General features: G+C 67.2%; 11 protein-coding genes. 9 read left to right on the top strand and 2 right to left on the bottom strand.

What is annotated here, in order from left to right:
• The first annotated feature begins 69 nt into the window (after nt 1–69).
• The 3 genes from ASE61_RS03465 to ASE61_RS03455 all read left to right on the top strand — a co-directional run bounded on the left by ASE61_RS03465 (nt 70) and on the right by ASE61_RS03455 (nt 3,934).
• On the top strand, nt 70–1,263 hold the full coding sequence (locus ASE61_RS03465; protein ID WP_061964632.1) for a pyridoxal phosphate-dependent aminotransferase: 1,194 nt from the start codon (nt 70–72) through the stop codon (nt 1,261–1,263).
• A 119-nt stretch (nt 1,264–1,382) separates the two neighbouring features.
• The gene (locus ASE61_RS03460) at nt 1,383–2,444 is read left to right on the top strand and encodes an AbrB family transcriptional regulator (protein ID WP_061964630.1); all 1,062 of its coding nucleotides are present in this window, start codon (nt 1,383–1,385) and stop codon (nt 2,442–2,444) included.
• A 134-nt stretch (nt 2,445–2,578) separates the two neighbouring features.
• Nucleotides 2,579–3,934 (top strand): protoporphyrinogen/coproporphyrinogen oxidase, encoded by a 1,356-nt coding sequence (locus tag ASE61_RS03455; RefSeq protein ID WP_061964628.1) that lies wholly within the window; start codon nt 2,579–2,581, stop codon nt 3,932–3,934.
• 9 nt (nt 3,935–3,943) lie between these two features.
• Here the strand turns inward: ASE61_RS03455 and ASE61_RS03450 are convergent, their stop codons facing one another.
• On the bottom strand, nt 3,944–4,879 hold the full coding sequence (locus ASE61_RS03450) for an SMP-30/gluconolactonase/LRE family protein (protein ID WP_061964626.1): 936 nt from the start codon (nt 4,877–4,879) through the stop codon (nt 3,944–3,946).
• Nucleotides 4,880–4,939: 60 nt separating this feature from the next.
• Nucleotides 4,940–5,845 (bottom strand): LysR family transcriptional regulator, encoded by a 906-nt coding sequence (locus tag ASE61_RS03445; RefSeq protein WP_061964624.1) that lies wholly within the window; start codon nt 5,843–5,845, stop codon nt 4,940–4,942.
• A gap of 137 nt (nt 5,846–5,982) precedes the next feature.
• On the opposite strand from ASE61_RS03445, the gene ASE61_RS03440 reads away from it, so the two are divergent.
• From ASE61_RS03440 to ASE61_RS03415, 6 genes are all read left to right on the top strand, one after another.
• The gene (locus ASE61_RS03440) at nt 5,983–7,419 is read left to right on the top strand and encodes an FAD-binding oxidoreductase (protein WP_061964622.1); all 1,437 of its coding nucleotides are present in this window, start codon (nt 5,983–5,985) and stop codon (nt 7,417–7,419) included.
• Entirely contained in the window at nt 7,416–8,603 is a 1,188-nt protein-coding gene (glcE, locus tag ASE61_RS03435; protein ID WP_061964620.1) for a glycolate oxidase subunit GlcE, read from the top strand. Before ASE61_RS03440 ends, glcE begins: the two co-directional genes overlap by 4 nt.
• Nucleotides 8,603–9,238 (top strand): DUF2585 domain-containing protein, encoded by a 636-nt coding sequence (locus tag ASE61_RS03430; RefSeq protein WP_082617055.1) that lies wholly within the window; start codon nt 8,603–8,605, stop codon nt 9,236–9,238. The genes glcE and ASE61_RS03430 overlap by 1 nt, the downstream gene beginning before the upstream one ends.
• Nucleotides 9,239–9,241: 3 nt before the next feature.
• Nucleotides 9,242–10,615 (top strand): glycolate oxidase subunit GlcF, encoded by a 1,374-nt coding sequence (gene glcF / locus ASE61_RS03425; protein WP_061964618.1) that lies wholly within the window; start codon nt 9,242–9,244, stop codon nt 10,613–10,615.
• Nucleotides 10,616–10,807: 192 nt separating this feature from the next.
• A complete protein-coding gene (gene hisS / locus ASE61_RS03420; protein ID WP_061964616.1) occupies nt 10,808–12,382 on the top strand; it encodes a histidine--tRNA ligase in 1,575 nt (524 codons plus the stop codon).
• A gap of 135 nt (nt 12,383–12,517) precedes the next feature.
• Nucleotides 12,518–13,630, top strand: coding sequence for an ATP phosphoribosyltransferase regulatory subunit (locus ASE61_RS03415; protein WP_061964614.1), 1,113 nt, complete (start codon nt 12,518–12,520; stop codon nt 13,628–13,630).
• Nucleotides 13,631–13,632: the final 2 nt, after the last annotated feature.

Below are 13,632 nucleotides of genomic sequence, written 5' to 3'. Positions count from 1 at the left end.
GCGATTTCATGCCTCGCCGCGCTGCAATCGGCTAAAGGTGGAGCACTGATTTTCGCGAGGTCGATCCCGATGAACACCGCCATCCTGCCGGGCAGCACCCTGCTTGCCGAGCTTCGCCCCGAAGCCCGGAATGCGCCGGAAAGCGGCATCGTCGAGGTGGTCAACCACGGCCGGCTCAAGCCGGGCCTGATCCCGCTCTGGGTCGGGGAGGGCGATCTCTCGACCCCCTCGTTCATCGCGGACGCTGCGGCGCGTTCGCTCGCGGCCGGCGAGACCTTCTACACCTGGCAGCGCGGCATCCCGGAACTGCGCGAGGCGCTCGCCCGCTACCACCAGCGCCTCTACGGCCGTGCCTTCTCGCCCGAGAGCTTCTACGTCACCGGCTCAGGCATGCAGTCCGTCCAGATCGCGGTGCGGATGATCGCCGGCCCCGGCGACGAGATCCTCATCCCGACGCCGGCCTGGCCGAATTTCGGCGCCGCCGTCGGCGTCAGCGGTGCGGCGACCGTCTGCGTCCCGATGGATTATGCGCAGGGCCGCTTCACCCTCGATCTCGATCGGCTCGCGAAGGCGATCACGCCGCGCACCCGCGGCATCCTGGTGAACTCGCCGTCCAACCCGACCGGCTGGACGGCGACGAAGGCTGAGCAGGAGGCATTGCTCGCGCTCTCGCGCAAGCACGGCATCTGGCTCGTCGCCGACGAGATCTACGGCCGCTTCGTCTATGACGGCGCGGAGCGCGCTTCCTCCTTCCACGACATCATGGAAGCCGAGGACCGCGTCATCTTCGTCCAGACCTTCTCGAAGAACTGGGCGATGACCGGCTGGCGCATCGGCTGGATCGAGGTGCCCGTCGCCTTCGGGCAGATCGTCGAGAACCTCATCCAGTACTCGACCTCCGGCTCGCCGGTCTTCGTCCAGCGTGGCGCCATCGCGGCTCTCGACGAGGGCGAAGGCTTCGTCGCCGAGCAGATCGCGCGCGCTGCCGAAGGCCGCCGGATCGTGTTCGAGGGGCTGAAGGCGACGAACCGCGTCACGCTCTCGGCCCCGGTCGGCGCGTTCTACCAGTTCTTCTCGGTCGATGGTCGCGAGGACTCGCGCAAGCTCGCGGTCGATCTGGTCGACAGCGCCAATGTCGGCCTCGCTCCCGGCACCGCCTTCGGCCCCGGCGGCGAGACCGGGCTGCGCCTCTGCTTCGCCCGCAACTCGGCCGATCTGGTCGAGGCCGTGGCGCGCCTGCAGAAGGCCCTCGCCACCCTCTGATCCCGCAGCGGGTGGCGCAACGCCGCCCTGCGCCCGGCGGGCAGCCGGTCGGTTGACCCGCCGCCGGACCATCGCCATGAACGCCCGGCGCCTCCTGTCCTCGGCGCGGCGGGAAGGCGATGAAAGCGTTCGGCTATCCTTCGAACCGGCTGACGCTGCTCTGGCGGGAAACTCTGGTCATCGCGCTGGCGGCGGTCGGGGGCGGGGCCTTCGCCCTGCTCGGCATGCCCGCCGCCTGGCTCTCCGGTTCGATGCTGCTGAGCGCGGTGGTGGCGCTGATTCGCCCGTTGCCGAACCTGCGCCGGCCCTGGTTCGATTCGACCATGGTCCTGTCGGGCGCGATCCTCGGCTCGGCGGCGACGCCCGAGGCACTGGCGGCGGCGGCGCGTTATCCCGCCTCCCTCGTCATTCTTCTCGTCGGCGTCGCGGTGATCATGCTCGCGACCGGCGCCTATCTGCGCCATGTCGCGCGCTGGCCCTGGATCGATGCCCTGCTGGCCGCGGCGCCCGGCGCCTTGTCGACCGTGCTCGCCGTGGCACAGGCGAAGGGCGCCAATATCGGCCGAATCTCGGTCGTCCAGCTCTTTCGCCTGCTCGTGCTGGTCGCGCTCCTGCCCAGCGTGATGCAATTGAGCGGCGCCGCCACCGGCATGCCGACACCCGCCGTCCAGGAAGTCGATGCGGGCACGATGTTCGGCGTGACGATGGCGGGACTGACGCTCGGGCTGGTCTTCGAACGGCTCGGCCTCTCTGCCCCGCTGATGTTCGGTGCCACTTTCGCCAGCGCCGCCCTGCATGGCAGCGGCCTCGTCGAGGGCGCGTTGCCCATGCCGATCCAGATCGCCGTGCAGGTCCTGCTCGGCACGACCATGGGCGGGCGCATCGCGCATATCCCACGTAACGAGCTGAAGGGACTGTTTCCGCTCGCTATCGGCGGCTTCGCCGTCTCGATCGTCGTGGCCTTCCTGTTCGCCTGGCCGGCAGCCTGGCTTGCCGGCGTCTCCTACGCCAGCGGCATGGCGGCCTTCGCGCCCGGCGGCCTGGAGGCGATGGCGATGCTGGCCTTCGCGATGGGCTTGGATACGCTTTATGTCGGCGCGCATCACCTCGTGCGCTTCGTCATCATCGGTCTGGCGATGCCGCTGGTCCTGGGCCGCATGAAGAATGTGCCGCCGCGCTGATCTGCGGCCGGGCTGGGCTTAACGATCCCTTATATTCGGGCTCGACGATTGCGGCTTTTCCGCAAATCCGAATTCATTCGCTCCTGCTATATATTGAGCCGTCGACATAGGTCGATGGACGCGGAGCGACCGCCATGACCACCGCCGTGCAGGCTCCGAACGTCTGGCGCCGCTTCGCCAAGCCCGTCGCGATCGTCGGCGCCGGCATTGCCGGCCTGACCGCCGCCCTCGACATCGAGCGCCGGGGCTTGCGCGCCACGGTCTTCGAAAGCGGCCGCGCCGTCGGCGGCATGGCCTCCTCCTTCAAGGATGCCGAGGGTTACACCTACGATTTCGGGGCGCATTTCGTCAGCAATCGCCTGGCCGATGCCATGGGAGCGAGCGCGGTCTCGCGCACCGTCCGTCATTATGGCGAGGCGGTCGCACTGGGGCAGAAAAGCTACAGCTATCCCTTCGGCCTCGCGCTCTCGCCGCGTTATGCCGCGAGTGCAGTGTCCGCGCGCCTGAAACCGAAGCCGGTCGCGAGCGCGGCGGACTGGTTCCGCAACGCCTATGGCGAGGCGCTCGCCGAGGATGTCGCGATCCCGCTCGCCGAGGCCTGGTCGGGCGCGCCGGCGAGCGAGCTTTCGCCCGCCGTCGGCAACAAGCTCGCGGCCGGGGTGATGAAGACCTTTCTCCTGAAGGCGGCGTCGCGCCTGTCGGGCCGCGCGGTCTGCAACGGCTACTCGCACGAGATGCCGGAGAGCCCGCGCGTCTACCATGTCTATCCGGAAGGCGGCGTCGCCAAGCTGCTCGAGCCCACGGTGGCTCGCCTCGGCGACAGCATCGCGCTGGAATCGAAGGTCGAGCGCATCTTCGTCGAGAACGGCAAGGTCGCGGCCGTCAAGGTCAACGGCCGCGAGATCGGCGTCTCCGCCGTGATCAGCACGGCGCCGGTCCATGTCCTGCCCAGGCTCGTCGAGGGCACCGATGCGCTCGAGGAACTCGGCGGCTTCCGCTACCGCCCGATGATCTTCGTCAACCTGCGCTTCGAGGGGCGCAACCTCCTGCCGGATACGATGCTCTGGGTGCCGGATCGCTCGCAGCCCTTCTTCCGTGTCACCGAAGCTCCGTTCTCCATGCCCTGGCTCGCGCCGGAGGGGCGCACGCAACTGACCTTCGATATCGGCTGCGAGGTCGGCGACGCCTGGTGGACCATGTCGGACGAAAAGCTGGCGCAGGCCTGCCTCGACGGCCTGTGCCGGATCTACCCGCATCTGCGTGAGCGCTATATCGGCGCCGGCGGCATGCTGAAGACGCCCTTGGCCTATCCGGTCTATCTTGCGCGCTACGAGAAGCGCCGTCAGGATTTCGCCGAGAGGACCGGCGTCGCAGGTCTCTACAGCATCGGCCGCAACGGTGAGTTCGCCCACCTCCTGATGGAGGACATCTACTGGCGCACGCTGAAGCGCATGAGCGACGTCGCCAGCTATGTCGGGCAGGATGTCTGAAGAGACGCCCTAGGACGGCCGCACCGCCCCGTTTGTATGCGTCATCACCGAATACAGCGAGGTCGTGCCGCAGATGAACAGGCGGTTGAGCTTGGGGCCGCCCCAGCAGACGTTCGCGACGATTTCCGGGATCGCGAGCTTGCCGACCAGCGTTCCGTCCGGGTGGTAGATGTGGACGCCGTCGGCAGCGCTGGTCCAGATCCGGCCTTCGATATCGAGACGGAAGCCATCGAACAGCCCGGCCGTGCAGGTCGCGAACACCTTCGACTCGCCGAGCGCGATGCCGTCCCGCCCCATCCGGAAGCTGCGGATATGCCGAGGGCCGTTCTCGGGATCGTGGCTCGCGCCGGTATCGGCGATGTAGAGAATGCTCTCGTCCGGCGAGAAGGCGAGACCGTTGGGCTTGACGAAATCATCAGCGACGATGGCGATCTCGCCGGTCCGCCCATCGATCCGGTAGACGTTGCAGGCGCCGATCTCCCCGGCGGACTTGTCACCTTCGTAGTCGCTGAGGATGCCGTAATCGGGATCGGTGAACCAGATCGAGCCATCCGACTTCACCACGGCGTCGTTTGGTGAATTCAGGCGCTTGCCGCCGAAATGGCTCGCCAGCACGGTGATCGACCCGTCATGCTCGGCCCGCGTCACCTGTCGTCCGCCATGCTCGCAGGTAACGAGCCGGCCTTGCGCGTCGACCGTGTTGCCGTTGGAATTGCGCGCCGGCTGGCGGAACGTGCCGACCTGACCGCTCAGCGCGTCGTAGCGCAGCATGCGGTCGTTCGGGATATCCGACCAGACCAGCGTGTTATGGGCCGGGAACCAGGCAGGACCCTCCGACCAGCGCGCGCCGGTCCACAGCCGCTCGACACGGGCCGAGCCGGGAATGACGCGATGAAACCGCGGGTCGAGGACCGTAACCCCCGTGCCTTCGAGCACGCCGAACATGCCAAATCTCCCTGAAGCTTCGTCTGGAGCATCCTCGCCCGCACGGGGCAGGGCAATGCCTTACAATGCAAGCCCCGCATCCCAATAGGGCGTGGCGCCATAGAGCTCGCCGAGATAGTCGACAAAGGCGCGGACCTTCTGCTCCATGTGCCGGCGGCTCGGATAGACCGCATAGATCGCGACGCGCGAGCCGACGGCATAGGCCGGCAGGACCCGTTGCAGAGCGCCCGACTTGAGCTCCGGCCCGACATCCCAGGTCGAGCGCAGGGCGATACCGACGCCGCCGAGCAGCGCCTCGCGCACGACCTCGCTCGAATTGGTGCGCAACGGCCCGTTGACGCGCACCGAGACCGGTCCTTCCGGCCCGTCAAGCCGCCAGTGGTCGGCGTTATGGGCGATCAGCGTGTGGCGTGACAATTCGGCGATATCGGCCGGCATGCCATGCTCCGCCAGATAGCCCGGCGTCGCGCAGAGCACCCGGTGGTTGGGGGCGAGCCGCTTGGCGACGAGGCTCGAATCCTGCAGGTCGGCGATCCGGATCGCCAGGTCGAAGCCCTCGCCGACCACGTCGACGAAGGCGTCGCTCAGCACGAGCTCGACCGTGACCAGCGGATTGGCGTCGAGGAAGCGCTTGAGATGCGGCGCGACATGCATCCGGCCGAAGGAGGTCGGCGCCGAGACCCGGAGCGTGCCGCGCACCTGTCCGGCCCCGCTCGACACCCAGGATTCGGCCTCCTCGATCGAGGACAGGATCGAGACGACGCGCTCGTAGAAGCCCTGCCCGGCCTCGGTGAGGGCGAGCTGCCGTGTCGTGCGCTGGAGCAGGCGCACGCCGAGCCGTTCCTCCAGCCGGCGGATGCGCTTCGAGATCACGGCCGGCGACAGGTTGAGCTGCCGGCCGGCCGCCGACATGCTCTTGGTCGTCACCACATGTGCGAACACGTCGAGATCGCCGAACCGGTCCATTGGCACGCCACCTTTTCCAATCTGGAAATAATGGCTGGCTTTGGCCGCGCTGCAAGTGCCATTGAATTGATCTAATCTGCCGCGCAGACAAATGCCCTGTGAGTGATGTGGATGAGTCGTCGAGAGTGGAGGGAGAGATGAGCGCGATAGCCTTTCCGGTGCCGGATGCCGGCATTCTCGCCCGTCGCGAATCGATCATCGCCGGCCTTGCGCGCCTCGTCCCGCCGCAGGCGCTGATCACCAGCGACGACGAGCGCCGCCCTTATGAGACCGATGCGCTGACCGCCTATCGCCGCATGCCGCTCGCCGTCGTGCTGCCGTCGACCACGCAGGAGGTCGCGGCCGTCCTGCGCTATTGCCGGGAGGAGGGCGTGCCGGTGGTGCCGCGCGGCTCGGGCACCTCGCTTGCCGGCGGCGCGATCCCGCAGGAGGACGCGGTCGTGATCGGCGTCTCCAAGATGAACCGCATCCTCGAGATCGATTATGCCAACCGCGTCGCGCGGGTCGAAGCCGGCGTGACCAACCTCGCGGTCACCGGCGCGGTCTCGGCCGAGGGCTTCTTCTATGCGCCCGATCCGTCCTCGCAGCTCGCCTGCTCGATCGGCGGCAATATCGGTATGAACTCGGGCGGGGCGCATTGCCTGAAATATGGCGTCACCACCAACAATGTACTCGGCGTGACCATGGTCATGCTCGATGGCAGCATCGTCGAGATCGGCGGTGCCCATCTCGATTCGCCGGGCTACGACCTGCTCGGCCTGATCAACGGCTCGGAAGGCCAGCTCGGCATCATCACTGAGGCGACGGTGCGCATCCTGCGGACGGCAGAAGGCGCGCGGCCCGTGCTCTTCGGCTTCCCGACCAGCGAGCAGGCGGGCGCGGCGGTCGCCGCCATCATCGGCGCCGGCATCATCCCGGTGGCGATGGAGTTCATGGACAAGCCGGCAATCGAGATCTGCGAGGCCTTCGCCAAGGCCGGCTACCCGATGGATGTCGAGGCGCTATTGATCATCGAGGTCGAAGGCTCGGACGACGAGATGGATGCCCAGCTTGCCCGCATCGTCGCGATCGCCAGGGAGCACGGCGTCTCGACGGTCAAGGAATCGAAATCGGCGATGGAGGCCGCGGCGATCTGGAAGGGTCGTAAATCCGCCTTCGGCGCCACCGGCCGCATCGCCGATTATATCTGCATGGACGGCACGATCCCGACCGGGCAGTTGCCCTATGTGCTCAGGCGCATGGACGAGATCGTGAAGGGCTATGGCCTGCGCGTCGCCAATGTCTTCCATGCCGGCGACGGCAATCTCCATCCGCTGATCCTCTACAATTGCAACGACCCCATCGAGGCGCAAAAGGCCGAGGATGCCGGCATGGACATCCTCAAGCTCTGCGTCGAGGTCGGTGGCTGCCTCACCGGCGAGCACGGCGTCGGCATCGAGAAGCGCGACCTGATGACCTTCCAGTTCAATCCCGAGGACCTCGCCCAGCAGATGCGGGTGAGGGCGGTCTTCGACGAGCGCTGGCTGCTCAACCCGGCGAAGGTCTTCCCGCTGGAAGGCAGGGTGGCAGCGTGATCGTCCATACCCCCACCACCGAGGCGCAGGCCTGCGCCGTCGTGAAGTCGGTCGTCGACAGCGCCACGCCGCTCACCTTGCGCGGGGGTGGCACGCGCGCCGGCCTCGGCCGCCCGGCCCAGGCCGCGAGCACGCTCTCCAGCGCCGGTCTCACCGGCATCACCCTCTACGAACCCGCCGAGATGGTCATCGCCGCCCGCGCCGGCACGCCACTCGCGCTCGTTCAGGAAACCCTTGCCGAGCGCGGCCAGATGCTGCCGTTCGAGCCGATGGACCATCGCGCCCTCTATGGCAGCGAGGGCGAGCCGACGATCGGGGCCGTGGCCGCCTGCAACATCTCCGGCCCGCGCCGGATCAATGCCGGTGCCGCCCGCGATTCCCTGATCGGCGTCCGCCTCGTCAATGGCCGCGGCGAGATGATCAAGTCTGGCGGACGGGTGATGAAGAACGTCACCGGCCTCGATCTGGTGAAGCTGCTCAGCGGCAGCCATGGCACGCTCGGCTTCCTCACCGAAGTCACCTTCCGCGTGCTGCCCCGGCCGGAGCGCCTTGTCACGCTGCAATGGAGCGGCCTGTCCGACAGCGACGGCGTCGCGCTCCTGTCGAAGGCACTGGGCTCGCCCTTCGAGCCGATGGCGACTGCGCATCTTCCCGCAGGGCTCGCGGGTGACACGGCGCGGACCCTGCTTCGCCTGGAGAATTTCTCGGACTCGATTGAGTACCGTGCCAGTGAACTCGCCTTGCTGCTGGGCGAATATGGCGTGCCGGAGCGCCTCGAAGGAACGGCACCCACCGAACTCTGGCGCGATATCCGCGATGCCGCTTTCTTTGCCGGGAGCGATGAGGCGGTCTGGCGCCTCTCGCTCGCGCCGACCAGCGGTCCGAAGGCCGCCGCCGCGATCGCCCGCATGGTCCCAGGCGCCCGCTGCTTCTACGACTGGGGCGGCGGGCTGGTCTGGCTCGCGGTTCCGGCCGACAGCGATGCCGGCGCTGCTGCCATCCGCGCCGCGCTGAAGCCGCTCGGCGGCCATGCCACGCTGGTGCGGGCCCCTGACGCGGTGCGCGCCGCCGTCGATGTCTTTCAACCGCTGGCCGAACCGCTGATGCGGGTCACCGCCGGCATCAAGAAAAGCTTCGATCCCGCCGGCATTTTCGAGCCCGGCCGGATCTATGCGGGGATCTGATGACGCTCGCTGACACGCTTTCCGCCGAAACCCGCGATAGTCGCACCAGCTGGGCACCCAACCGGCTCGGCCCCGTGACGCTCGTGCTTGTCGCCGCGCTGCTGATCGCGGGTGTCGCCGCGATCCTGCTCTGGATGGGCCGCGAGCCGATCTGCAAATGCGGCACGATCAAGTTCTGGCAGGGCACGGTGGTCTCCTCCGAGAACTCCCAGCACATTGCCGACTGGTACAGCTTCTCGCACATCATCCACGGCTTCCTGTTCTACGGCCTGTTCTGGTTGGTGCGCCGCCTGACCGGCCTCCCGATCTCCTTCGGCCTCGCGCTCCTGCTCTCGATCCTGCTCGAAGGCGCCTGGGAGATCACGGAGAACACCAATGGCGTGATCGAGCACTACCGCTCGGCGACGATCTCGCTCGACTATTACGGCGACAGCGTCCTGAACTCGGTCAGCGACATCCTCTCGATGGTGCTGGGTTTCCTGATCGCCCGCCTCGCGCCGGTGTGGCTGACTGTCACCAGCGCGCTGGCGATGGAGCTGATCGTCGGCTGGCTGATCCGCGACAACCTCACCCTCAACGTCATCATGCTGCTCTGGCCGATGGACTGGATCAAAGCCTGGCAGGGCGGGGCCTGAACAATGCAGACTAATTTCACTCCCGAGCGCCTCGCCTCCGATCCGCGCATGCCGGCCTCGGAGAAGATCCTGCGCACCTGCGTGCATTGCGGCTTCTGCACCGCGACCTGCCCGACCTATCTGCTGCTCGGCGACGAGCTCGATTCCCCGCGCGGGCGCATCTACCTGATCAAGGACATGCTTGAGAACGGCAAGCCCGCCACCCCCGAGGTGGTGAAGCATGTCGACCGCTGCCTCTCCTGCCTCTCCTGCATGACGACCTGTCCCTCGGGCGTGCATTACATGCACCTTGTCGACCACGCCCGCGCCCATATCGAGGAGACCTATACGCGCTCCCTGCATGATCGTTTGCTGCGCAAGGTACTGGCGGCGATCCTGCCCTATCCCGGGCGCTTCCGCGCGGCGATGCTGATGGCGCTCATCGGAAAACCCTTCGTGTCGGTGCTGGGCGTTCTCCCGGTCGTCGGCTCGCGCCTGAAGGCGATGCTGGCGCTGGCGCCCGCGCGCCTGCCGACGCGCTCTGCCATGGAAGGCCCGCAGAGCTTCCCGCCGCCGGTCGAGCGCAAGCGCCGCGTCGCCTTGCTCTCCGGCTGCGCCCAGCCGGTCCTCGACCCCGCCATCAACGAGGCGACGATCCGCCTGCTAAACCGCCACGGCGTCGAAGTCGTGCTGCCGAAGGGAGAGGGCTGCTGCGGCGCGCTCGTCCACCACATGGGCCAGGAACACGATGCGCTCGCCTTCGCCCGCAAGAATATCGACGCCTGGATGGCGGAGATCGATGGCGAGGGGCTCGACGCCATCCTGATCACGGCCTCCGGCTGCGGGACGACGATCAAGGATTACGGCTTCATGTTCCGCAACGAGCCTGATTATGCCGAGAAGGCGGCGAAGGTCTCTGCGCTGGCGAAGGACGTCACCGAGTTTCTGGAGACGATTGAGCTTGCGACCGTCCGCGATGTCGCGATGCCGATCGCCTATCACTCCGCCTGCTCGATGCAGCATGGCCAGCAGCTCAAGGACGGGCCGAAGCGCCTGCTGTCGGGCGCCGGCTTCAAGGTGAAGGAGGTGCCGGAGGGTCACATCTGCTGCGGCTCGGCCGGCGTCTACAACATCCTCCAGCCCGAGATCGCGGGGAGGCTGCGCGAGCGCAAGATCGGCAATATCGAACGGACCAAGCCGATGCTGGTCGCGACCGGCAATATCGGCTGCATGACCCAGCTCGCGAAGGGCTTTGCCGACAAGGGCGCGACGACGCCGGTGGTGCATACGGCCGAACTGCTGGACTGGGCGACCGGCGGGCCGCTGCCGGAGAAGCTGGCACGGGCAGGGATCGAGGATCGGCCATTGCGGGAGCCAAGGCTGGCGGCGGCTGAATAATCAAGGTCGTCATGCTCGGGCTTGACCCGAGCATCTCGGAAACCAGTGCCTTCTCGTCATGAGATTCTCGGATCTGCGCTTCGCTTCGCCCGAGAATGACGCTCGGTGACTTGCTCCATGGGTCGCGGCGGTCTAACCCGCCATGCATAATCCGTTATGCACGCTCCCCATTCCGATCGAGTTTCGCACGCCATGTCCGCCGACAAGACCGCCCCTGCCAAGCTGAAGGCCCGCCAGCCGCGCGGCTTCGTCGATCGTGGCCCGGCCGATGTCGCCGCCACTGAGCGCATGCTCTCTGTCATCCGTGAGAGCTTCTCGGTCTATGGCTTCGATCCGGTCGAGACACCCTTCGTCGAGTACACCGATGCGCTCGGCAAGTTCCTGCCGGATCAGGACCGGCCGAACGAGGGCGTCTTTTCCTTCCAGGACGATGACGAGCAGTGGCTCTCGCTGCGCTACGACCTGACGGCGCCGCTCGCCCGCTATGTCGCCGAGAATTTCGATGCGTTGCCGAAGCCCTATCGCAGCTATCGCGTCGGCTATGTCTTCCGCAACGAGAAGCCGGGTCCGGGCCGTTTCCGCCAATTCATGCAGTTCGATGCCGATATCGTGGGCAGCGGCACGGTCGCGGGCGATGCGGAGATCTGCATGCTCGCCGCCGACACGATGGAGAAGCTCGGCATCAAGCGCGGCGACTATGTCGTGAAGGTCAATAACCGCAAGGTGCTCGACGGCGTGATGGACGCGGCTGGCATCGACCCCGCCGCGCGCCTCACCGTGCTGCGCGCGATCGACAAGGCCGACAAGTTCCTACTGGAAGAGGTCCGCAAGCTCCTCGGCGAAGGCCGCAAGGACGAAAGCGGCGACTTCACCAAGGGCGCCGGTCTCTCCGACGCGCAGTCCGACCGCATCCTGCGCTATCTCGAACTCGGCCAGAAGCTCGCCGAGCTGGGCAAGACGAACGCTCAGGACAGCGAAGGCTCGGCCAAACTTTCGGCTGCTGCGCTCACCGATCTCAGTGGCCTCGTCGAGGGCGCCGAGAATGGTCAGGCTGGCATTGCGGAGCTTGAGCAGATCCGCGAACTGATCACGGCGGCCGGCTATCTCGGCCGTATCATCATCGACCCCTCGGTCGTCCGCGGCCTCGAATACTACACTGGCCCGGTCTACGAGGTGGAGCTGACCTTCCCGGTTACCAATGATGACGGGCAGGTCGTGCGCTTCGGTTCGGTTGCGGGCGGCGGGCGCTATGACGGCCTTGTGGGCCGCTTCCGGCCCGAGCCGGTGCCGGCGACCGGCTTCTCGATCGGCGTCTCCCGGCTCTTCTCGGCTCTGAAGGCGGTAAAGTCGCCGATCGTCGATACGAAGAATGAGCTGCCCCTCGTCGTCGTCACTGCCATGGACAACAAGTCGCCGGAATTCATGCCGGGCTATCAGGCGATGGTCTCGGCCCTGCGTCAGGCCAAGGACGCCAACGGCAAGCCACTGCTGCGCGCCGATCTCTATCTGGGTAGCTCCGGCTTCAACGCCCAGATGAAATATGCCGATCGCCGCGGCGCGACCTGCGCGATCATTCAAGGCTCGTCCGAGCGTGAGGCCGGAACGGTCGTCATCAAGGACCTGATCCTCGGCGCCGAGCTCGCCGCCGCCAGCCGCGACGTCAAGGATTCCGCCGAGCACAAGGCCAAGCAGGCCGAGGCCCAGTTCGCCGTGCCGGTCGCAGAACTGGTCGAGGGCGTGAAGCGGGTTCTGGCGCGACATTCGTGAGGCAGTGAAAATCCTCTCTCTCTGAGAGAGGCTTCCGGTCAGCCTCTCGATTCCCGTTCACCCATTTCCCTCAAATCCCTCGAAAATGCGCCGCATCGCTGCTAGGACGGCGCTCGCAACAGGACAGGACGAGCCGTGCCCGCAAGCCGCGCCAGCATCGAGACCGTGATCGCGCTCTTCGCCGGCGAGGGCTATGCGCATGCCGAGCCGGCGATCCTCCAGCCGGCCGACGTCTTCCTCGATCTCTCCGGCGAGGATATCCGCCGCCGCATCTTCATGACGCAGGATGCCGATGGCCGCGACTGGTGCCTGCGTCCCGAATACACCATCCCCGTCGCGCTCGATCACATCGCTTCGGGCAAGACCGAGCCGGCGGCCTATGCCTATGCCGGCCCCGTCTTCCGCATGCGGGCCAGTGAGCCGGGCGAGTTCCTGCAAGCCGGCCTCGAATCCTTCGGCCGGGATGATTTCACGGCCGCCGATGCCGAGATCATGGCGCTGACCATCGACGCGACAGCCATGCTCGGCCTCGCCGAGCCGCGCATCGTCATGGGCGATGTCGCCGTGCTCGGCGCATTGCTCGACGGACTGAACGTGCCGCAGGGCGCTCGCCGCCGTCTTGTCCGTGCCGTGGTGCAGGGCAAGGGCGCGGACGCGGTCGACGCGCTCGATCCGCCCGCTGCCGAGGGCGATGCCGCTCATGCCGGGCTGCTCAAGGCGCTCGAAGGGCAGGACCCCAAGGCCGCCCGCGCCTTCGTCGAGGACGTGCTCTCGATCGCCGGCATCTCGACCGTCGGGGGCCGCTCCGCCGCCGATATCGCCGAGCGCTTCCTGGCGCGCGCCGCCGAACGGGAGAACCCGGTCAATGGCGACGTCAAGGCGCTGCTGGCGCAGGTGCTCGCCGTCTCCGGCGATCCCGATGCGGCTTCCGCCTCGCTGCGTGGGCTCGCCGATCAGGCTTCGCTCGATATCGGCCGCCAGCTCGACGCCTTCGACGAGCGCACCGGCTTCCTCGCCGCGCGCGGCGTCGATATCGGCGCGATCCGCTTCTCGGCCGGCTTCGCCCGCAACCTCGATTATTATACCGGCTTCATCTTCGAGCTTCACGACACGGCCCGCGGCGACGGCAAGCCTGTCGCCGGCGGCGGCCGCTATGACAATGTCCTCGGCCGTCTCGGCGCGCGCCAGCCACTTCCTGCTGTCGGCGCTTCACTCTGGCTCGACCGCCTGACGGGAGACGCCACATGAGC

It is taken from the genome of Allobosea sp. Root670 (genome assembly GCF_001429415.1).
Lineage (GTDB): Bacteria > Pseudomonadota > Alphaproteobacteria > Rhizobiales > Beijerinckiaceae > Allobosea > Allobosea robiniae.
The sequence above is the reverse complement of the archived record's forward strand: the minus strand, read 5'-3'. Positions and strand labels throughout refer to the sequence as shown.